The organism is Arthrobacter sp. ISL-65, from assembly GCF_018613795.1.
In the GTDB taxonomy this organism is placed as follows: Bacteria; Actinomycetota; Actinomycetes; order Actinomycetales; family Micrococcaceae; genus Arthrobacter.
On record NZ_JAGGPN010000012.1, the window covers coordinates 41,897 to 62,786 of the forward strand.

Consider the following 20,890-nt stretch of genomic DNA (forward strand, 5'->3'; position numbering starts at 1 on the left):
TGGCACACCTCGGCGCCAGTTAGCTGTTAGCCGATAGCTCGCGTGTTGGGCGCGGTGGGACTCTTGATCCAGGAGGAGAGGATGCGGAATTTCTCGTGGGTCGCGGATCCGGGTTCCGCAGACCAGATAATCAGTGTCTGATCGGGAAAACCGACCCGCTGAAATGCGTCCCAGTCGATGGTGAAGTCGCCGTGTTCAGGGTGGCGGATCGTTTTGGTCCCGAAATCCTGCCTAGCGACATTTCGGGCTGCCCACCACCTGCGAAATTGCGGGCTGGAAAGTGAAAGTTCTCCAACGATGGCCGCGAGCCTGGGATCGGTGGGGTTATCAACGGCCTGCATCCGCAGGAGGGCCACGTTCGTGCGGGCCATTGATTCCCAATCCTCGTAGTAGTCCTTCATTCGCGGATCAGTGAAGGTCATGCGGATGAAGTTGCGTTCGTGCGGCGGCAGTTTGTCGATGTCCAGGAGCACGGCGGCGGCCAGCGGGTTCCAGGCGAGGATGTCGAAGTATTTGCCGACGACGAACGCTGGACTGTCCGTCAGCTGATCCAGGAGCCGCTGGACCTGGGGCCGGACCGGGTTGGTGCGGCGTTGGACCGGCGCCGCACGATCGGCTTGCTGCGCCAGGCCTTGAACGTAGGCCCGCTGATCTGGGGTGAGGCGCAGCGTATCGGCAATGGCTTCGAGAACAGGCTCTGAGGGCGCGAGACGGCCCTGTTCGATACGGGTGTAGTAGTCGTGGCTGATCGCGGTCTGGGCCGCGACTTCTTCGCGCCGCAGGCCGGACACGCGTCGGGTACCAGGATCGCCGGGGTCGAGCCCGATGTCGGCAGGGTTCAGTTCGCTGCGGCGAGCTTTCAGGAACTGCCCCAGCTCTTCCAGGTGCGGGTTTTTCACGCTCACGTCTCTCGCTGCGGGTGGAGGGTGTTGCGCCCGGGACGTGTAAGCGTCCTGGGCGCAACACCTGGTTGCGGATCAGGCCGACACCAAAGGTGTCAGGCAGCCACTTCCTGCACAAGATGCGTGCGGAAGAAGCGGGCCACGTTCGCGACGGCATTATCCATCTGTGCCGGGGTGTCGTAGTAGTCGTAGTGGTTCCCGTCGGACCATACGAGTTCCTTCTCACCCTGCACGGCCTCGTGGAGTGCCTTGGCGTTCTCGGGCAACGCGGACTCGTCGGAGTGGACAACGATCGTCGGGGTGGTGACCTTTGAGGCCTCGCTCAGCGCGTCGAAGGAGAGCCAGTTTTCCCATGAGGCGACGTCGAGCTGGTTCGTGTACTCGGGAACGGCGCCGCGGGCCGGGTTGTCGTAGTAGTCGAAGACGCCCTCGAATGGGATGTAGTTTGCCGCTTCCGGGTCGGTCTCGCTGTAGACAGTGATGAGGGTCTGTTCGCCTGTCTCCGCGTAGTTCTTCCTCGCCGCAGCTGCCTGCTCCTTGCGGGTGGCCATGCCCTCTTCACCGTAGGTGGCAGTGAAGACTGCCTCGTTGACGAGGAAGCCGGCGATGGTCGCCAGGCCCTTAACCCGCTCGTCCTTGGCCGCGAGGTAGACCGCGTTGCTGGCCGAAGTGCAGACACCAACCATGCCCACAGCATCCACGTAGGGCAGCCCGGTGAGGTACGTGACGGCGGCCTGAAGGTCATCCAGTTTCTCGGCGGGTGATTCGAGCTGCCGCGGTTCGCCCGTGCTCTGGCCATAGTGCGCGTAGTCGAACGTGAGGGCCACAAAGCCCTGCTCAGCGAATTTCTGTGCGTAGGTCCCCGCCATCATCTCCTTGACCGAGCTAAACGAACCCTGAACGATCACGGCCTGATAGTGGCCGTTCTCGTCGAAGTTCTCGGGGGTAAAGAGGTCTCCCGCGAGGGTCGAGCCGTCACGGTGGAAATTGATGGTGTGCTTCAACGTATGTTCCTTCATTGGTGGTGTTTCCCCGCGATACCCAGAGCATTGCCGGTGAAACCTACAAGTCGCCAGGCCGGCGCCTCTGTCTCTGCGGGTGCGGCTCGTGGCCACATATCCAGACTGCCTCGACACTTACGGGCCCACAATGGGAAAGAATTTTCCTAGGCAAGACAACCCTGGCCGGCCGACCGAACGGCCGTTCCACGAACCGGCAGGCCAACTCATGCAACTGGTAACGGGCCCGCCCGGATCGTGAGGCAGCCATGTTTGGATCTTTCGTCTCTGCGGGTAGTCGCCTGGTTGGCTTACCTTAGCCGTGGCAGGCTCCGCGTCCGGCCGAGCCGGTGTTTTGGCGGGCAAGGTGGCCGCGGCCGAATCCAAGGGCGAGGACTAACATGGCCGTTGCCAGGTGCAGCCAGTAACTCGTGCCGACCTGGATGAAGGAGAATCGCCCGCGGCGGTGCGTTCAACCCGCGGTGTTGGCCAGCGCGCCAGCCAGGTCCCGCAGCGACGCCACCGTGTAGTCCGGTTCAGTGAAGTACGCCGGGTAGGGCGCGCCCGAGCGGTTGATCCAGGCAGTCCCGAGCCCGGCCCGCGCGGCGCCGTGGATGTCCCATGGGTGGACGGCAACCAGGAGCAGTCGCTCCGGATCGAAGCCGCAGGCTGCCGCGGCATAGTCGTAAGCCGCGCGGTCGGGCTTCCACGCGGGGGCGTCCTCGACGGACAGCAGACGGTCGAAGCTGTCCCCGATTCCGGCGGTGGTGAAGAGCTTTTCCGCGACGCTGGTGGAACCGTTGGTCAGCGTCACCAGCCGGTACCCGGCAGCCTTCAGCGCGGACACGCCTTCCGGCACGTCCGGATGGAGTCCCAGGCCGGCCATGCCTTGCATGATGTGGTCGACGGCGGCATCCGTCCCCATGTTCAGGTCCAAGCCGACGAGCAACCCGCGCAGCGCTTCGGCCCCGATTTCGGCGAACGCCCTATTGTCGCCGGCCGCTGTGAGCGCGAAGCCGTCACGGAGTAGGGCGGCGAACCACAGCTTGGCGAGCGACCCCGGTGCGCCGGTTTCGGCGAATTTATCGGCCAGCGGAGACATGTCGGACAGGGTTTCGTTGACGTCGAAGACGACGACGGAGGGTTGGGTCGGCACGGAGCGGCTCCTTCTGCGGCGGCTGGTCATGCCCAGTCTTTCGCTCCGGAAGTTTCGGTGCTAGTGGCCCATGGACTTTGGTTTGGAAAGTGAACAGCGGGCCGCCCCGAAAGGGACGGCCCGGCGTCGTGCTTCTGGCGGTTGAGCCTGTCGAAACCCTTGATCTCGACAGGCTCGATGAGCGGCTTCCCGGCAGACTCGATCAGCGGTTTCTGGACAGGCCCGATCAGCGGCTTCCGTACGCCTTCGGCAGCTTCAGTCCGCGCTGGTCCATGAGGGTGCGCAGGCGGGTGGGGTAGTCGGTGATGATGCCGTCCACGCCGAGGTCCATCAGGCGGGCCATTTCGGCGGTGGTGTTCACGGTCCAGGGGATGACGGGCAGGCCGAAGGCGTGGGCCTCGGCGATCATCTGCGGGGTGACGGAACGGAACGTGGGGGAGATGACGTCGTAGCCCAGGGCCTTGGCGGCCTTGGCCAGGGAGCCGTCGTAGTCGTCGATGTCGATGCCGCCCAGCTCGGGTGCGGCGCCGGGCTTGCCCACCTGCAGCCAGGCGTCACCGCTGGAGAGAGCCACGACGGGCAGCTGCGGGGCGATCTTCCTGGTGTAGTTCAGCGTGGACCAGTCGAACGACTGCACCGTGGTGAGGCCGGACATGCCCGCCATGTAGATCTCGGTGACCACGGCCTTTGTGAGCGCCACCGAGTCCTCGCCGCCGGCCTGGCCGTCCTCCACCTTGGTCTCCACGTTGAAGCGGGCCTTCTTGGCGCCGTAGTCGCGGACCAGCTGGAACACATCCCTGAGCTCGGCGATGCGGTTGCCTTCGATCACCTGCTGCTCCAGGTAGCCGGCCAGCTGGGTGTAGCCGCAGTTGAGGGTCTTGATCTGGGCCAGCGACAGCTCCGCCACCCGGTCGCCCGCGTACGGGAACTCGGGGTCGTTCGGCGTGGCAGGCGCGGTGTCCGCGCACTTGTTGGCCTGCATCGTGTCGTCGTGCCAGACGATGACCTTCCCGTCCTCGGTCAGGTGCGTGTCCAATTCGAGTGTGCTCACGCCCAGCTTCAGCGAGTTCGCGAACGCGGCCAGCGATTCCTCGGTCCACTCGCCGCGGCCGCCGCGGTGCGACTGCAGGTCGAAGGAGCCGCTGCGCTCGTTCGTCGTGATGGCAGAGCCGGCAGTGCCGGCAGCGTTCGACGACGGCAACCCGGCGTCCGCTGCCGGGGCGGCGACGGCGGGTCCCGCCGTCGAGCCGATGGCTGCGGTGAAAAGCGCGACGGCGGCCGCTGCGGTCAGGAATTTGCGCATGGTTTTGGTTCCTCCCGGATGACGGTGGCCGGCGCTGAGCCGCCGACCCGTTCAACCTAGGGAGGCCAGATGGCGCGCGGCCTGCGGGGAGTTGGCGGGCAGGTTAACAACTTGGCTGACTGATGCCCGGGAAGCCCGAACAGCCGTCCTTGTCAGATGCTGTCCAGGGCAAAGCCTCTCGGCGGGAAGTCGTGGCTCGGTCTTTGCACCTGCCGCGGCTGGCCTATCACCAGCTTCCAGCTCATGGGGGTTCCGTTCGCTGGGGGCATGATGCTCCCCTCGGTGATGAAGTGCGGGGTTGCCTCGTCATCGAGGGGTGCCCACCAGCCGTTCGCCGGGCAGTGATCGCCGGTCCGCGGCCTGGGTGTCCGGCCCTTGCCGCTCGACCCTGTGTGCTGTAACTGGATGCGCTTCTTCATGATTCGTTCCTTGGGAGGCTTTCTGTTTGGCGGATGAGGTGAATGCCGTGGTGGCTTAGGCCGCGACAGGTTGTGCCGGTCGATTGCAGGGGGGCAGGTCGTGGGCTTCGGAGACGGAGGGGTGCGCCGCGTGGCCTGCCTGTCCTCGAGGCTTGTGCATCTAACCGATGACTAATGAGCGGGGCGAATCACCTTTTAAACGCCATCGCAACACCATTCTTACATTAGGATTGTTGACAATGCTACACCGGTCTTCTAGATTTATGTAACCCACATCACAGGATGATCAGTTCCTGCTTAGGTGCCCGGCTGGTCCCGGGCGGATGGAGTTCATATGACAGTCAACATTTCACGGCGGAACCTTCTGCGGGGCGCGGGGGTGGCGGCATTCGGTGCCACTGTTGCGGGCTGGGCCACGGGCTGCTCCAGTGTGCCCGTGGGCGGCCCGGCGACAGGCGCTTCGAGCAACCTGTTGGAGACGGCGAAGTCCCAGGGATTCCTCCGGGTGGGCATCGCGAATGAGCCGCCGTACACCCAGGTCAGCACGGATGGAAAGGTCACCGGCTGCGAGCCGGACGTGCTGCGCGCCGTGTGCAAACGCCTCGGCATCAATGATGTCCAAGGGGTCATTACGCCCTACGAATCCATGATTCCCGGCCTAAATGCCAACCGCTGGGACGTCATTGCGGCCGGCCTCTTCATGAAGGAGTCCCGGTGCGGACAGGTTCTCTACTCGGAGCCCGTCATCGTGTCCACCGAGTCCTTCGCTACGCCGAAGGGCAACCCGAAAGGGATCTTGACCGTGGCCGACATCTTGGCCGATAAATCGCTTAAAGTAGCTGTCCTGCCGGGCGGCTTTGAGGAAGGTGTCCTTAAGACGGCCAACGTCCCTGCCTCCCAGCAGGTCAAAATCAATGATGGGCGCAGCGGGCTCGAAGCGCTCAAAGCAAGCCGCGCCGATGCCTTCATGCTTCCCACGCTGTCTCTGACGGCCCTGGCCAAGGACGACGCGAGCTTCGACGTCACCAAACCGGTGGACGACGCGCCGCGGACGGGCTCGGGGGCTGCCTTCCGCAAGTCCGACGCCGCCTTCCATGAGGCTTACAACAAGGAACTCGCCGCCTTCAAGAAGACGCCTGAGTTTGCAGCGATCCTGACCAAATGGGGATTTGACGCGACGGTCGTGGAGGGCGTCACGGCCCAGGAGCTATGCCAGACCGCCGGCTGATGCTCCTCGCGCTGAAGAGGAGTAGCGTATGTCCGCTGTGATCGACTATGCACCGCTGCTGTGGCAGGGCCTCCTGACCACCATCCTGGTCACGGTGCTCAGCGGTGCCCTTTGCGTGGTGGTCGCCTTCGCGGCAGGGCTGGCACGCCTGTCCCGGCACCGGTTCCTGAGCTGGCCCGCCGGCATCTTCATCGAGGTGTTCCGGGGTACATCCCTGTTGGTGCAGATGTTCTGGCTCTTCTTTGCATTGCCGTTCTTCGGGATCCAGCTTCATCCGGTGACTGCCGCGGTCCTTGCTCTTGGGCTAAATGAGGGCGCGTATGCTGCCGAAGTGGTGCGGGGCGCCATTGCGAGCCGAGCCAAGGGCCAGACCGAGGCGTGCATCGCCCTCGGGATGGAGCCGGCGCTCAGGCTACGCAGGATCATCATCCCGCAGTCAATTCCCGCCATGCTGCCTCCTTTTGGCAATGTCATGGTTGACCTGCTCAAGAACACCTCCCTGGTTTCGCTGGTCACCGTGGCAGATCTGACCTTCAGCGCCCAGATGATCCGCAGCACCACAGGGCAGACGACGGCGATATTCCTCACCATTTTGGTGGTGTACTTCGTACTGTCCTACCTGCTGACACTCCTGACGGGATGGTTGGAACGGCGCTTCGCACTGGACCGGAAGGCCCTGGCCGCCCAGCGTAAGGAAAGCCGTCTCATGAAAGTAGGTGCAGCATGATCTGGGATAACAACTTCGCTATTTCAGTCTTTCCCCTGCTCCTGGAAGGACTTGGCGTCACCGTTCAAATCACCCTGCTGGGCACGGTGCTCGCCGCCGTCCTTGGGTTGGTCTTCGCCGTCCTTCGAAGGCTTGCCATTCCGGTCCTCTCGCCGGTGGTTTCCTTCCTTGTGGTTTTTGTGCGCGGGACGCCGCTGCTGGTTCAGGCCTATTGCGCCTTTTTCGTACTGCCGGCCTACGGCGTCAGCTTCGACGCTTTGACCACCGGCGTGGTGGTCATCGGCATCAACTACAGCGCATACATGGCTGAGGTCTACCGCAGCGGAATCCAGGGTGTTCCCAAGGGCCAATGGGAGGCGGCAACGGCGCTCAGCCTCCCCGGTGCGCGTACTTGGGGACGGATAATCCTTCCGCAGGCGATCCGCACCGTGGTGCCCATGCTCGGCAATTATCTCATTCAGATGCTCAAGGACTCGGCCGTCCTGTCCGCCATCACCGTCGTGGAGCTCATGGCTACGGCACAGGCCATCGGCAGCTCAAACTTCCGCTACCTGGAACCGCTCACCATGGCCGCCCTGCTGTTCCTGGCAGTCAGCTACCCGGCTTCCCGGCTCGTAAACAGATTGGAGAGGCGCTATGCGCCCCAGCACTGAACCCCAACCCTTGAGCGTGGGCACTGCCCTGGCTCCGGAGCCGATTATCCGCTTCGAGAATGTCAGCAAGAACTGGGGATCAAACCACGTCCTCAAGTCGCTGAACTTCGAGGTTGCTCCTGGTGAGAAAGTCTCTATTATTGGCCCTTCCGGATCTGGCAAGACCACCATTTTGCGCATTCTCATGACGCTTGAGACCCCCAGTGAAGGGCTGGTAAAGGTCGACGGCGATGTGCTGTGGAATGTCACGCCAGGGCAGAAGGTCCGCGAAACCCGGCAGCTGCGCGAGACGCGGAGGAAGATCGGCATGGTTTTCCAGCAGTTCAATCTCTTCCCGCACATGACCGCGATGGAGAACATCATCGAGGCACCGATCCACGTTCTGGGAATGAAGAAGGCCGAAGCGCGGGAGCGGGCCGCAGACCTGCTCAATCTCGTAGGGCTTGGGAAGCACATGAACCACACCCCGCCCCAGATGTCCGGCGGCCAGCAGCAGCGCGTGGCCATTGCCAGGGCACTGGCCATGCGGCCGAAGGTGCTGTTGTTCGACGAGCCCACCTCGGCCCTGGACCCCGAACTGATCGGTGAGGTGCTGAACGTGATCCGGAACCTGGCCCACACCACCGACATGACCATGCTGATGGTGACGCACGAAATGCGGTTCGCCGAGGAGATTTCAGACCGCGTGGTGATGTTCGATAACGGTGCCGCCGTGGAGAGCGGACCGCCTGCTCAGATCTTCAAGGACCCGCAGCAGGAGCGGACCCGGACCTTCCTCCGGGCTGTGCTGCAGCACTGATAGGGTCCTGACACTTCGCGGGCGCTGGCCCGGGCTGCTCGGTGACGCCGATGCTGCCCGGGCCAGCGCTTGATTTTTGTGCGCTGCGGATGGTGGCCAGTAGGGATATTTCAACCGGTGCGCCGTCGGGCAGGCTGGAAACCCCGACGGCGGCACGCACCGGCCGCCCCCGGTCACCAAAGTATGAAACCAGCACTTCGGACGCGCCGTCCATCACCCGCGGATGGTCCGTGAAGTCGCTGCCGGCGCAGACATAGCCGGTCATCGAGACAATCTCCTCGATGCGGTCCAAGCCGCCGGCATGCGCAGCCAAGGACGCCAGGCAGTTCAGCACGGCCGTGGCCGCGGCCGACCGTCCTTCCTCCACTGTCAGGTCCTGGCCCACGCGGCCGCGGTGTTCCAGCATTCCCTGCACGGCAGACGTGTGCCCGGCTGTGTAGAGGACGCCGTGTGCTTCCCGGACGGGTACGTAGTTCCCGGCGGGCTGGGGGGTGGGGGGAAGCGTGCGGACCGAAGTTTTATTTTCATTCATAACGAGTCATTGTAGACAATCGAACAAATATGAGAAAGTGACGTATGACACTCATACCTAACCCCGCTCTGGCACCCGCCGCGGATCCGCCGGGTCCGCAACCCTGGCAGGATATCGGCGTCGTCTGCCCCTTCGATATGGCCCTTGACCACGAGCTGTGGCGCTGGATGCCCGACGGGGTGAACCTCGTTTTTACCCGGACTCCCTATTACGACCAGCCCGTAGGCCTGGACATGGCCGAGGAGATCAGCGACCATGGCGAAATCCAGGACGCCGTCCGCAGTCTCGTGGCCATTCGGCCTGCCGTGGTGACATATGCCTGCACGTCCGGCAGCTTCGTGCACGGCGTCGAGGGGGCCAGGAAACTTTCGGCGGCGATGGTCCAAGCGGGAGCGCCGGCAGCGGTGACCACCTCGGAGGGCCTGTTGATGGCTTTGGACGCCCTGGGTGTCAGCAGGGTTGCGGTCGCCACACCCTATCTCGCAGAGCTTACAAACCGGTTGACGTCATTTTTGGAGCAGGGCGGGAAGTCGGTGGTCTCGCATGAGGGGCTGGGGCTGGACCGCGACATCTGGACGGTCCCGTACGCCACCACCTGCGAGCTGATCCGCCAGGCGGACCGCCCGGAGGCCGAGGCCGTCTTCGTAAGCTGCACCAATCTGCCCACCTATGACCTCATCGCTTATATGGAACGGGAGTTGGGGAAGCCGGTGATCACGGCCAACCAGGTTACTGCATGGAGTGGGCTGCGGCTGATGGGCCGCGAGGCCGTAGGTCCGGACCAACTCTTGCTCCAGGCTGGGGTCAAGTAGCAAGATCTCCGCTTCTTCCTGAGCGCACCAGACAAGTAAAGACCTCCTGGCCGGCGGATATCCGCTGGCCAGGAGGTCTTTTTGGTTCGCTGTGGTGGCCTGTATTAGGAGGCGCTCTTCTGCAGAGGGCGGAACAGCGTGCCCAGCTGGTCGGAGTGCACGGTCCGGCCGGCGAGCTGCAGTCCATACCAGGCGGTCACCTGATTCGCAGTGAGCACTGTCTTTCCGAGTACTGATTCCAGTTCGTTGATCCAGCGGACCGTGTGCAGGGCGGTGTCCGGAATCAGGACGGCCTCAGCCTCGGGAGCGTTGGCGCTGAGTGCCAGCTCAATCACGCTGTCGTGGTCAAGTTCGCCGGCGTCCTCTCCGGAGGCGATGTCATGGGAAGCCATATCAAGGACTTCGATGCCCTGGTGGCCAAGCAGTTCCACGAAGTGGCGGGAGACATCGTCGGGGTAGGTTGCGGAGATGGAAACCTTTGTGATGCCCAGGTGGCGCAGTGCTGCGGCGAAGGCCAGCGAGGCGGAAGACGTAGGAACGTTGATTGCGTCCTGGATCTCCCGCGCCTGCTGGTGTGCGCCGTCCCAGCCGAATACAAAGCTGCCTGAGGTGCACGCCCACATGACGGCGTCCGCTTCATGCTCGCGGGCAATCTCGCTGGCGCCCGAGAGCAGCCTCTCGGGCTTGCCCAGATCCAGAAGTGCCTCCACCTCGTGGGTAGTAATCTCATCAGGACCGCCGACTGAGGTATGCACCACCGGGAGACGGATGTCATCTCCCAGGACCGACTCTAGGTAGGGGTATTCGTCCTCGGCGCTGTGGCCGGGATAAAGCATTCCGACAGTTGTCATTTCGCTCCTTTGCGACGGGCCGCATGGTACGGCATGGGGCTGTTCAGTGTCATGGAAATAGCATACAGTTGGATTGTCGACAATCGAAGAGCCCTGAGGGGCGGAATTAGCTGGCGGTTCTTCTGAGGCATGTTCGGCGTGCGGCCTAACGGAATCCGTGGTTCGGACGAAGAGCGTCTTTGTTGAAGAGTAAAATGCCTATTGTCAACCATGAGACATAGGCTGTCCGCAGGGCGGCCTTAAACTTGAACCAGTCGCCAGGAGTCGATTTCCTGGAAGCAAGAACGGAAACAGCATGAAAAGGGGAGCCTTAGACCCGGTTGTGCAGGAGTCCACTCCGGCCATCATCGCCAGGAAAATCCGCGATGCCATTGCCCGCGGTGACTTCGCCCCCGGCGTCCAGCTGGGTGAAGCGGAACTCGCAAAAGAGCTGGGCGTTAGCCGCGGGCCCCTGCGGGAAGCCATGCAGAGGCTCACGCAGGAGGGTTTGCTCGTGAGTTACCGGAACCGGGGCCTCTTTGTGGTGTCGATGGATCAGGACGACTTCCGTGACATCTACTTGGCCCGATCGGCCGTCGAGGTTGCAGCCATCAATCGGGTGGCCGGCACGGACCCGGAGGGCGGTGCCGCCAAGCTGATGGAGGCCGTCCGCGCGATGGAGGCTGCTGCCGCAACGCCCGACGGCCAGGCAATCACCGAGGCTGACATGCGTTTTCATGCACTCCTGGTTGAGCTGGCCGGCAGTCCGCGGCTTAAGAAGATGCATGACACGCTTCTGACGGAGACGCAAATGTGCCTGAATGCGCTCAAAAGCACCTACGACACGGCGGACAAGCGCATCTCCGAGCACAAGGGAATTGCAGAGGCGATCTCACGGGGGGACTCAGATCTCGCGGAGAAGCTACTGGCTGAACACATGGATGACGCGCTGATGAGGCTTATTCCGTAGGGTGCCCGTTTATCCATAGCTGGGTCCGTTAAGGGCCGTCAGACTCAATGGTCTGGCGGCCCTTTCGCATTCCCTGCCCTTTCCTGGCGCAAGCGGCAAGTGCAATGCTTTCCTCCTATTGTCAACAATGGGACAGTCCGGTAGTGTGATGAGCGATACATTTCCCACCAATCGAGGATTGACATGTCAGAAACACAACCGCTTGGAGCTGGCTCCGGCGCAGGGTTCGTGACTCCGGAGGAAAACTCACCAGCAGGCAAGAAGGTTCTGCGCCGCGCCATCGCTGCCTCAGCAATGGGTAACGCCACTGAGTGGTTCGATTACGGCGTTTACGCCGTGGCCGCCACCTACATCGCAGCGAACTTCTTCCCGGGCCAAGGAGCAATGGGAACCGTCTGGACGCTGGCCACTTTTGCGCTGTCCTTCCTCGTGCGGCCTCTCGGCGGGCTGTTTTGGGGCCCTCTCGGTGACAGGGTTGGGCGCAAGAGGGTACTCGCGCTGACCATCATCCTGATGGCGGCCTCCACCTTCGCCATCGGCCTGCTGCCGACCCAGTCTGTGACCGGCTGGATAGCCCCGGCCCTGCTGATCCTGCTGCGCATGGTCCAGGGGTTCTCAACTGGAGGCGAGTACGGCGGCGCAGCGACCTTCATGGCCGAATACGCGCCGGATAAGAGGCGCGGCTTTTGTGGAAGTTTCCTGGAGTTCGGCACCCTGGGCGGGTTTGCGCTCGGTTCGCTCGTCGTTCTGCTCTGCAGCCTGCTGCTCGGCGACGGGGCCATGACCGAGTGGGGCTGGCGGTTGCCGTTCCTTATCGCCGGGCCTCTCGGTATCGTCGGCATGTACCTGCGTAACCGGCTGGAAGACACTCCGGTCTTCCGTGAGCTTGAGGCCAGCGGAGAGCTGGAACCGGCCACCAGTACTGCCCTCCGCGACCTTCTCCGCCATTACTGGCGGCCCATGTTGGTGGTGGCCGGCCTGGTCATTCCGCTGAACGTCGTCAATTACACGCTGCTCAGTTACATGCCCACCTACCTGGAAGGGACCGTGGGCATGGGCGCCAACACGGTGCTGACGCTGATGTTTGTGGGCCAGCTTGTCATGATGCTGATGATTCCGTTGGCCGGAGCCCGCTCGGACAAGCTTGGACGAAAGCCCATGTGGTTCATCTCGCTTATTGGCCTTTTTGTCATGGCCGTCCCCATGTATATGGTCATGGCCAATGGCTTCTGGTTCGCGATGCTCGGATTCGCTGTCCTGGGCCTGCTGTACCTCCCGCAGCTGGCCACAATCTCCGCTACTTTCCCGGCCATGTTTCCCACGCAGGTGCGGTTCGCCGGCTTCGCAATCACCTACAACGTGAGCACCGCAATCTTCGGCGGGACCGCTCCCATGATGAACGAGCTTCTCGTCAGTTCCACGGGTAACGTTCTGATGCCGGCTTTCTACATGATGGGCGCCTGCCTCGTGGGTCTGGTCGCCGTGTGGAAAATGCCGGAGACCGCCGGAGCCTCGCTGCGGAACATGAAGATTCCGGGCATCAAGAAGCTCCCCATCCCGCGCGGGTTGGAACGATAAATCCAGCAAGACCGGTTTTAGCCCGCGGCGGGCGCCTGAGCGATTGTTCAGGCGCCCGCCGCGGGCTTTTGGCGTACCCAACATCAGCTCACGGGTGCTGGTGACCACTGTCGATCCGGGCATGCCCGGGATGGGAGGGCCCGGCGGCCGGCTACCCAGGCGGGTCAGCCCCGATGGCGGGTCAGCCCCGGATGGTGATCGACGGCGACGGCGATGGGCCGGAGACCGGCAGAAGCGTGCCAGGTAGGACTTAAGAACCGTCAGACTAGGCCTTAAACGGAAAAAGCAGGGGCGCCATATGCAAAATGGCGCCTCTGCTTTCCTGTTTCCCCCTTCGTGAACTTCGCGGAGGGGACGTTGTGCGGCTACCTGTGGTGGGCGGCGAGGCGTGCAGGCCGTTCCGTACCCCAGGCTGCGGCCTTTTCGTACGTCTGGGCCGCACGAAGCACCTTGCGGTCGGCGTGCCGGGGGCCGATGATCTGCAGGCCTGCCGGGAGGCCGGCCTCGGTGATGCCGCAGGGAATACTGATCGCCGGCTGCTGTGTCATGTTGAACGGGTAAGTGTACGGAGTCCAGCTCGTCCAGTTCGGGGAATGCCAGCCTTCCGGGGCGTCCCGGTCCCGCGGGAAGGCGGGGATGGGGAGGGTGGGCGTCAGGAGCAGGTCGTAGGTTTCATGGAACAGCCCCATTTTCACCCCAAGGTCCATACGCACAGCGGTGGCACCAAGGAAGTCAGAGGCGCTGATCTCGCCCTGCTCCTGGATGGAACGGCGCAGCCCGGGATCCACCTTGTTGATGGCGTCCGGGCCATAGGCCTCAAGCACCTTGGCAGCACCCGCGAACCACAGAATGTGGAAAGCCTCCACAGGATCCTCGATGCCGGGATCCACTTCCTCGATGACGGCGCCGGCGTCCGCCAGCACATCCACTGCGGCCCGCACCAGCCGCTCGATCTCCGGGTCGTTGATGCCGAAACCCAGCGTGGGGGAGAAAGCGACACGCATCCCCTTGACGCCGTCGTCCAGTCCGTCGAGGAAGGACCCTGCCGGCGTCGGGAGAGCGGACCAATCGCGCGAATCGAAGCCCGTGATCACATCCAGCAGCAGGGCGGTGTCTTCCACGGTCCGGGTCATGGGCCCGGCATGGGCAAGGGTTCCGAACGGGCTGGCAGGGAACATGGGAACCAGTCCGTAAGTGGGCTTGATGGCCACCGTTCCGGTGAATGCGGCCGGGATGCGCACCGAGCCGCCGCCGTCCGTACCCACAGACCAGGGGCCCATTCCGAGCCCCACAGCTGTGGCGCTGCCGCCGCTTGACCCGCCCGACGTCAGACCCTGGGCCCGGGGATTGCCGGTAGAGCCGTGGCGAAGGGAGTCGGTCACTCCCTTCCAGGCGAATTCCGGCGTGGCGGTCTTTCCAATGAGTACGGCGCCTGTTTCCCGCAGCCTCGCCACGCAGGGCGCGTCCTGATCCCAAGGCGCATCGGCATTGATCAGGTTGGTGCCGCGCAGCGTGGGCCGGCCCCGCGTGTAAAAGATGTCCTTGATGGAGGTGGGGACGCCATCACCAGGGCCCAGGGGTTCGCCCTGTCGCCACCGGGCTTCGGATTCGCTGGCCTCCTGCAAAGCACTCTCTGCCTCGACGGAGACGAACGCGTTCACGTCGCAGTTTCCCGCCTCAATGGCGTCCAGGGCAGCCTGGGTGGCCTCCACGGGGGAGACTGTGCCGTTCCGGTATCCCGCCAACAGCTCCCCTGCTGTCAGATCGGTAAGATCACTCATTCTTGTTCCTCCTACTGGTTCCGCTGGGGTTCCAGGGTTGCTCGTGGTTAAGTGCGCCGGGGGCTTGCAGCATCAAGAAGGGCACACCTGCTCGTAGGATTGTTGACATTAACTATAGGGAGAAAACGACTCCGGGAACAGGCGCCGGCCTGTTCCCGGAGGAAGACGTCTTTACTGTGCAGCGGTGCCGCCGCCCTAGAGGCGGGGGAGGGCCATGTACTTGATCTCCAGGAACTCATCCAGGCCAACGCGGCCGCCTTCACGGCCGAGACCGGACGCCTTGATGCCGCCGAAGGGAGCGGCGGGGTTGGAGACAATGCCGGTGTTCAGGCCCACCATGCCCACCTCCAGTTCCTCGCCCACGCGGAAGGCGCGGTCCAGGTCCTGGGTGAACAGGTAGCTGGCCAGGCCCCAGGGGGTGTCGTTGGCCAGCCGGACCACTTCCTCTTCAGTGTCGAAGGGAATGATCGGGGCCACCGGGCCGAAGATCTCCTCGCTCATCAGTGCCGCGTCCGGGCTGACGTCCGAAAGAACCGTGGGGGAGTAGAAGTAGCCGCTGCCCTCGGGGCGGGAACCGCCGCAGACCACGGTGGCACCCTTGGCAACGGCGTCGTCCACCAGTTCCTGGACCTTGTTCAGCGCCTTCGCTTCCACCAAGGGCCCGACGTCGGTGCCCTCCTCCGCGCCGTCGCCCACCTTGAGTGCGCCAAGGCGCTTGGCGAGCCGGGCCGAGAACTCGGCGGCGACCGAACGCTGGACGAAAATGCGGTTGGCGGCGGTGCAGGCCTCGCCCATGTTCCGCATCTTAGCTGCGAACGCGCCCTCGACGGCGCGGTCCAGGTCGGCATCCTCGAACACGATCAGGGGTGCGTTTCCGCCGAGTTCCATCGAGGAGCGCATGACGTTCTTCGCCGCCTGTTCCAGGAGCCGCACGCCCACTCCGGTGGATCCGGTGAAGCTGACCTTGCGGGCGATGCCGCTCTCCATCCAGGGGGTGACCACCTCGGAAGCCTTGGTGGTGGTGACGACGTTCAGCACGCCCTTGGGCAGTCCGGCCTCCATCAGGATGTCCACCAGTGCCAGGGAGGACAGCGGGGTGAGGTTGGCAGGCTTGAAGACCATGGTGCAGCCTACGGCGATGGCGGGGCCGATCTTGCGGGTGCCCATGGCCAGCGGGAAGTTCCACGGCGTCACCAGCACGCAGGGGCCCACCGGCTCCTTCGAGACGAGAATGCGGTTCTTGCCGTCACCGGTGGTGGTCAGGTCGCCGCCGATGCGCACGGCCTCCTCGGAGAACCAGCGGAAGAATTCTGCCGCATAGGCCACCTCGCCCTTGGCTTCGGCGAACGGCTTGCCCATTTCGGTAGTCATGATGAGCGCCAGCTCGTCCTGCCGGGCCATGATCAGGTCGAAGGCGCGCCGCAGAATTTCGCTGCGCTCGCGGGGCGGGGTCTTGGCCCACTGCTTCTGCACGCGGCCGGCGGTTTCGATAGCCCGGCGGGCGTCCTCCGGGCCGCCGTCGGCCACGGTGGCGATGACTTCCTCGGTGGCCGGGTTGACGACGTCAAACCGGGCGCCGGAAGCGGCCTCGGACCATTCGCCGTCGATGAACAGGTTGGTGCTCACCTTGGCGACGGCATCCAGCGCCTTCTGCGAGGTCCGGGAGTTGGTGGTTGCCTGGATGGTCATGAGTAATCCTTTTCTGCTGTGGAAGGGAGTGGCTGGCGGCTGGCAAAGTCTGCCTGTTCGCCAGGGTCGAGGAGTTGGGCCAGATGGCGGCCCGGTCTGGAACTGTCGAGTTGCTGGACCTGCATGGCACAGGAGAACCCGTCGGTGAGGACCACGGAGTCCGTATCCGTCTGCCGCAGGGCGGGGGCGAGGGACTGTTCGGCCACCTGCATGCTGACGTCGAAATGCTCTTTTTCGAAGCCGAAGTTTCCGGCGACGCCGCAGCAGCCGGTGGCATCCACGACGGCGCTGACGCCCATCGCACCGAGCGCCGAGCGCTGGGTGCCGGCGCCGAAGACGGAGTATTCGTGGCAGTGGGTCTGCAGCACCACCCGGTCCGGCAGCGGCTGTGCGGGAGCCGGTTTCCATCCTGACGTGGTGAGCTCTTCGATGTGGGATGCGAAGCTGCGGACCCTGGCTGCGACCCTGCGGGCCTGGTCTGTATGGACCAGCTCGGGAAGGTCCTTGCGCAGCGCGGCGGCGCAGCTGGGTTCGACCACCACGATGGGGCGGTCCGTGCCGTCGTCGAGCGCGACGGCGGCCTTGCCCAGCAATTTCTTGGCCGTATCCAGCTGTCCGGTGGAAATCCAGGTCAGGCCGCAGCAGGCGTCCGCGGAGCATTCGGTGGCGGAACCCGTGCTGGCCAGAACCCGTGCCGCTGCTCCTGCGACCTCCGGCCGGAAGCCGCGGGTGAAGGTGTCCACGAACAGGACCACGCCCTCCCCGCTTGGTGGGTTGCCGCCGTCACTGGGCTTGCGGACAGGCCCGACGCCGGCCGCGGCCACCTCGCTCCGCCACTCGCTGGCTCCCGCGAAGCGGGGCAGTGCCCGCTTGGTGGTGAGACCGCCCAATGCGGACGCTGCTTTAGCCATGGGCGTGGACATTACGGCATTGACCAGGGGCGCGATCCGCCCGGTGATCTTGAGCCAGCGCGGCAGCCAGCCCAGGGAGTAGTGCGAGAGCGGGCGCCGCTTGCCGTCGTAGTAGTGGGAGAAGAACTCGGATTTGTAGGTGGCCATGTCGACGCCGGTGGGGCAGTCACTGGAACAGGCCTTGCAGGAGAGGCAGAGGTCAAGTGCCTCGCGGACCTCCTCGGACTTCCAGCCTTCCTCCACCGTGCGGGCCCCGCGGACCATGTCCTGCAGCACGCGCGAGCGGCCGCGGGTGGAGTCCTTTTCGTCCTTGGTGGCGCGGTAGCTCGGGCACATTACGCCGCCGGCATCCGTGCGGCAGCGGCCGACGCCGATGCAGCTCTGGACGGCATGGACCCAGGGGTCCGCGCCGCTCCCAGCAGAAGTATCGGGGGAGTCGGTCTCGGCCAGCGAGCCGCCGCCGGCGCCGAGCGGGCGGAGATCGAAGCTGGTCCGCCACTGCCGCTGCGGAACACCGTCGAGGGCAAGGTTGGCGTCCATCGCGTCCGCCTCGGTCAGTGATCCCGGATTCAGGATTCCTGCCGGGTCCCAGATGCGGCGGTAGTCGCCGAAAGCCGCCAGCATGCCCGGCGAGTACATCATCGGCAGGAGTTCCGAGCGGGCCCGGCCGTCGCCGTGCTCGCCGGAGAGTGAGCCGCCGTGCCGGACCACCAGTTCGGCGGCTTCGCGCGTGAACTTCCGGAAAACGTCCCGGCCTGTCTCGGTGCGCAGGTCGTAGGTGATGCGGATGTGCATGCAGCCGGCACCGAAGTGGCCGTACATGACACCCTTGAGGTCGTGGCGTGCGAGGAGTTCGCGGAAGTCCGAGAGGTAGTCGGCCAGGCTTTCGGGTGCCACGGCGGAGTCCTCCCAGCCGGGCCAGGATTCACCTCCGGTGGAGAGCCGTGCAGAAAGCCCGGCGCCGTCCTCCCGGACACGCCACAGGGATGCGCGCTCGATGCTGTCCGGAACCGTGCGGCCGTCCACCAGCCGACCGTTTTCCTTCAGGCGGGCAAGCAGGCGGTCCGCTTCGGCCTGAACCTCGCCGGGGTTGTCGCCGTCGAGGTCGACATAGAGCCAGGCCTTGCCCTCGGGCAGGCCAAGCACAGAGCGGTCCCCGCGGCGGAAGCGCATGGTGTCCACGATCGCCTCGTCGATGCCTTCCACGGCAGCGGGGGAGAACTCCAGGATGGTCCCGATGTCCTTGGCTGCGTCCACCACATCCGCATAGCCCAGGCAGACCAGCAGGGCGCTGGCAGGTTTGGGGACCAGCTTCATCCGTGCACCCACGATGACGGCGCAGGTCCCTTCAGACCCGGCCAGGGCGCGGGCCACGTTGAAGCCCTTTTCTGGCAGCAGGTTGGCCAGATGGTAGCCGGAGACCTGGCGCTGGATGCGTTCGAGCTCGGTGCGGAACCCGGCCAGGTTGTTGTGGGCCAGTTCCTTGAGCTGCGCCGTGAGGACGGCAGCGCGCTGTTCGGAGACCGCGTCCGCGGGATCGGTTGCGCGCAGTCCGGTGGCCGTCGCGGTGAGCCGGGCCCCGTCGGAGGTGACGACGTCGATCTCTGCCACGTGATCAGAGGTCCGGCCGTAGCGGACGGAGTGATTGCCGCAGGCGTCATTCCCGAGTGACCCGCCGACGGTAGCACGGTTCTTGGAGGACGGGTCCGGGGCAAATGTGTAGCGGTGGCCCGTTGCCTTCTCGACTTCACGGGAGAGGACGGCGAGGACGACTCCCGGGTCCACGGCCACCGTGCCGGCGGCCTCATCGATGCTGTGGATGCGGTTCATGTGCCGGGAAAAGTCCAGGACGACGCCGGGACCCATGGCATTCCCGGCCATGGAGGTTCCGCCGCCGCGGCCGATGAGCGGCGTTGCCATTTCGCGGCAGGCGGCAACAGTGGCGATGACGTCTTCGACGGTGCGCGGGAAGACCACGGCCAGCGGTGCCACCCGGTAGTTGGAGGCGTCGTAGGAGTACTCGGCGAGGCGGCGTGGCGAACTGTCCGCTGCCACGCCGGCCGACGCCAGGCGGGCCAGGACCGCAGGCTGCATGGTGTCCTCACCTTGCTTGCCGGCGTCCGTTGCCGGGGTCGCTGGGGGATGTGCGGCGTCAATCATGGAGTGCTCAGGCTCCTGTGGTGGCGGGGATGGCTCCGGTGACGGCGCCGACGGCGGTTTCGAAGCGTTCCAGGCCGAGGGTGATTTCCTCGGCGGTGACGACCAGGGCGGGGATGAGGCGTACGACGTTGCCGGCCGGGCCGCAGGTCAGGGTCAGCAGGCCCTGGGTGGTGGTGGCCTGCTGGACCGCGGCGGCGGTTGTGGCGTCGGGGGTGCCGTCCTCGGTGGTGAATTCGATGCCCTGCATCAGGCCGCGCCCGCGCACGTCGCCGATGACGGGGAAGCGGGCCTGGATTTCCTTGAGGCCGGCCTGCAGCTGCTCGCCGCGGATCCGGGAGTTTTCCACCAGCCCTTCTTCCTTGACGACGTCCAGGGTCGCGACGCCGGCGGCGGCGGAGACGGCGTTCCCGCCGTAGGTGCCGCCCTGGGATCCGGGCCAGGCCTTGGCCATGGTCTCGGTGGACGCCGCGATCGCCGAGATCGGGAAGCCCGATGCGATGCCCTTGGCGGTGATGATGATGTCCGGGGTGGCGGTGGAGTACTGGTGGCCCCAGAACTTGCCGGTACGGCCCACGCCGGCCTGGACCTCGTCGAAGATCAGCTCGATGCCGTACTTATCTGCACGTTCGCGCAGTCCTTCCATGAACGCCGGCGGGGTGGGCAGGTAGCCGCCGTCGCCCAGGGCCGGTTCGATCAGGAACGCCGCGGTGTCATTGGGGGCGGTGCGGGTCTGGAGCAGGTAGTCCAGTTCCTGCAGCGCGAACGCCACCGCGGCCGCCTCGTCCCACCCGTAGCGGTAGGCGTAGGGGAACGCGGACATGTGCACCCCGGCCATCAGCGGCGCGAACCCGGCGGAAAACTTCGTGCCCGCCGTGGTCAGGGACGCCGCGGCGACCGTGCGGCCGTGGAAGCCGCCCTGGAACACCACAATGTTCGGCCGGCCCGTGGCCATCCGGGCCAGGCGGATAGCAGCCTCCACCGCCTCAGACCCGGAGGTGGCGTAGAACACCGAATCCAGCCCGGCCGGCAGGACCTCGCCCAGCTTCTGGGTCAGCGCCAGCAGCGGCTGGTGCATCACCGTGGTGTACTGCGCGTGGATGATCTTGCCCACCTGCTCCCGCGCCGCCTCCACCACCCGCGGATGGCAGTGACCGGTGCTGGTCACACCAATACCGGTCGTGAAATCCAGATACGCCTGACCATCGGTGCCGTAAATCCAGGAACCAAGGGCATGATCCACGACAACAGGCGTTGCTTGCTTCAATGCGGGGCTAAGGGAAGTCATGCAGTCAATTCTGCCTTGAATTGCCCGATTGTCAACAATAGTCATGAAATCCAACGCACCAAAGGTGCTTCCCGTCACACGCTGGGAGTGACCTGCGGCCCGCGGCGCTGGCTTGTTCAGGCCGGTAGGATTGTTGACAATCGTGATGGAGCCCACA

The 20,890-nt window shown here is 64.6% G+C and carries 18 protein-coding genes; 7 read left to right on the top strand and 11 right to left on the bottom strand.

The genetic code is table 11. The annotated features are described in order from the left end of the window. Positions 1-26: 26 nt before the first annotated feature. The 5 genes from J7I85_RS05455 to J7I85_RS05475 form a co-directional block, all read right to left on the bottom strand. Positions 27-899 (bottom strand): helix-turn-helix transcriptional regulator, encoded by an 873-nt coding sequence (locus J7I85_RS05455; protein WP_214847684.1) that lies wholly within the window; start codon positions 897-899, stop codon positions 27-29. 98 nt (positions 900-997) lie between these two features. Beyond that, positions 998-1,906, bottom strand: coding sequence for an alpha/beta hydrolase (locus J7I85_RS05460; RefSeq protein ID WP_214847686.1), 909 nt, complete (start codon positions 1,904-1,906; stop codon positions 998-1,000). A 466-nt stretch (positions 1,907-2,372) separates the two neighbouring features. Continuing rightward, on the bottom strand, positions 2,373-3,056 hold the full coding sequence (locus tag J7I85_RS05465) for a haloacid dehalogenase type II (RefSeq protein WP_308159399.1): 684 nt from the start codon (positions 3,054-3,056) through the stop codon (positions 2,373-2,375). Positions 3,057-3,282: 226 nt separating this feature from the next. After that, complete coding sequence (locus J7I85_RS05470; protein ID WP_214847689.1) at positions 3,283-4,359, bottom strand: glycerophosphodiester phosphodiesterase family protein; 1,077 nt, start codon at positions 4,357-4,359, stop codon at positions 3,283-3,285. Between the two features lie 152 nt (positions 4,360-4,511). Further along, on the bottom strand, positions 4,512-4,778 hold the full coding sequence (locus J7I85_RS05475) for a hypothetical protein (protein ID WP_214847691.1): 267 nt from the start codon (positions 4,776-4,778) through the stop codon (positions 4,512-4,514). Positions 4,779-5,112: 334 nt separating this feature from the next. Here J7I85_RS05475 and ehuB point away from each other — a divergent pair, with 334 nt between their 5' ends. Genes ehuB through ehuA form a run of 4 tightly spaced genes read left to right on the top strand, consistent with a single transcriptional unit; the run spans position 5,113 to position 8,185 of the window. Then, positions 5,113-6,006 (top strand): ectoine/hydroxyectoine ABC transporter substrate-binding protein EhuB, encoded by an 894-nt coding sequence (gene ehuB / locus J7I85_RS05480; protein WP_214847693.1) that lies wholly within the window; start codon positions 5,113-5,115, stop codon positions 6,004-6,006. A gap of 28 nt (positions 6,007-6,034) precedes the next feature. Beyond that, on the top strand, positions 6,035-6,733 hold the full coding sequence (gene ehuC / locus J7I85_RS05485) for an ectoine/hydroxyectoine ABC transporter permease subunit EhuC (protein WP_214847695.1): 699 nt from the start codon (positions 6,035-6,037) through the stop codon (positions 6,731-6,733). Further along, complete coding sequence (gene ehuD / locus J7I85_RS05490; protein WP_214847697.1) at positions 6,730-7,386, top strand: ectoine/hydroxyectoine ABC transporter permease subunit EhuD; 657 nt, start codon at positions 6,730-6,732, stop codon at positions 7,384-7,386. Before ehuC ends, ehuD begins: the two co-directional genes overlap by 4 nt. Continuing rightward, positions 7,370-8,185 carry an ectoine/hydroxyectoine ABC transporter ATP-binding protein EhuA gene (gene ehuA / locus J7I85_RS05495; RefSeq protein ID WP_251023970.1) on the top strand — a complete coding sequence of 272 codons (816 nt, stop codon included), beginning with the start codon at positions 7,370-7,372 and terminating at the stop codon, positions 8,183-8,185. The genes ehuD and ehuA overlap by 17 nt, the downstream gene beginning before the upstream one ends. Here the strand turns inward: ehuA and J7I85_RS05500 are convergent. Next, positions 8,127-8,717 (bottom strand): RidA family protein, encoded by a 591-nt coding sequence (locus tag J7I85_RS05500; protein WP_214847699.1) that lies wholly within the window; start codon positions 8,715-8,717, stop codon positions 8,127-8,129. The two genes, ehuA and J7I85_RS05500, sit on opposite strands and share 59 nt — an antisense overlap. 44 nt (positions 8,718-8,761) lie before the next feature. On the opposite strand from J7I85_RS05500, the gene J7I85_RS05505 reads away from it, so the two are divergent. Then, positions 8,762-9,529 (top strand): Asp/Glu/hydantoin racemase, encoded by a 768-nt coding sequence (locus tag J7I85_RS05505; protein WP_214847701.1) that lies wholly within the window; start codon positions 8,762-8,764, stop codon positions 9,527-9,529. Positions 9,530-9,633: 104 nt separating this feature from the next. Here J7I85_RS05505 and J7I85_RS05510 read toward each other — a convergent pair whose 3' ends face one another. Next, a complete protein-coding gene (locus J7I85_RS05510; protein ID WP_214847703.1) occupies positions 9,634-10,380 on the bottom strand; it encodes a maleate cis-trans isomerase in 747 nt (248 codons plus the stop codon). 295 nt (positions 10,381-10,675) lie between these two features. On the opposite strand from J7I85_RS05510, the gene J7I85_RS05515 reads away from it, so the two are divergent. Both J7I85_RS05515 and J7I85_RS05520 read left to right on the top strand, forming a co-directional pair. After that, entirely contained in the window at positions 10,676-11,329 is a 654-nt protein-coding gene (locus J7I85_RS05515; protein WP_190607915.1) for a GntR family transcriptional regulator, read from the top strand. 183 nt (positions 11,330-11,512) lie between these two features. After that, a complete protein-coding gene (locus J7I85_RS05520) occupies positions 11,513-12,907 on the top strand; it encodes an MFS transporter (RefSeq protein WP_214847711.1) in 1,395 nt (464 codons plus the stop codon). 365 nt (positions 12,908-13,272) lie between these two features. Here J7I85_RS05520 and J7I85_RS05525 read toward each other — a convergent pair whose 3' ends face one another. The 4 genes from J7I85_RS05525 to J7I85_RS05540 form a co-directional block, all read right to left on the bottom strand. Continuing rightward, the gene (locus tag J7I85_RS05525; protein WP_214847713.1) at positions 13,273-14,688 is read right to left on the bottom strand and encodes an amidase; all 1,416 of its coding nucleotides are present in this window, start codon (positions 14,686-14,688) and stop codon (positions 13,273-13,275) included. Between the two features lie 195 nt (positions 14,689-14,883). Next, positions 14,884-16,377, bottom strand: a complete 1,494-nt coding sequence (locus J7I85_RS05530; RefSeq protein ID WP_214847715.1) for an NAD-dependent succinate-semialdehyde dehydrogenase — start codon at positions 16,375-16,377, stop codon at positions 14,884-14,886. Further along, positions 16,374-19,448 carry an FAD-binding and (Fe-S)-binding domain-containing protein gene (locus J7I85_RS05535; protein WP_214847717.1) on the bottom strand — a complete coding sequence of 1,025 codons (3,075 nt, stop codon included), beginning with the start codon at positions 19,446-19,448 and terminating at the stop codon, positions 16,374-16,376. The genes J7I85_RS05530 and J7I85_RS05535 overlap by 4 nt, the downstream gene beginning before the upstream one ends. Positions 19,449-19,455: 7 nt before the next feature. Then, positions 19,456-20,733: an aspartate aminotransferase family protein gene (locus J7I85_RS05540; protein WP_214847719.1), complete on the bottom strand. Its 1,278-nt coding sequence runs from the start codon at positions 20,731-20,733 to the stop codon at positions 19,456-19,458. Between the last annotated feature and the right edge of the window lie 157 nt (positions 20,734-20,890).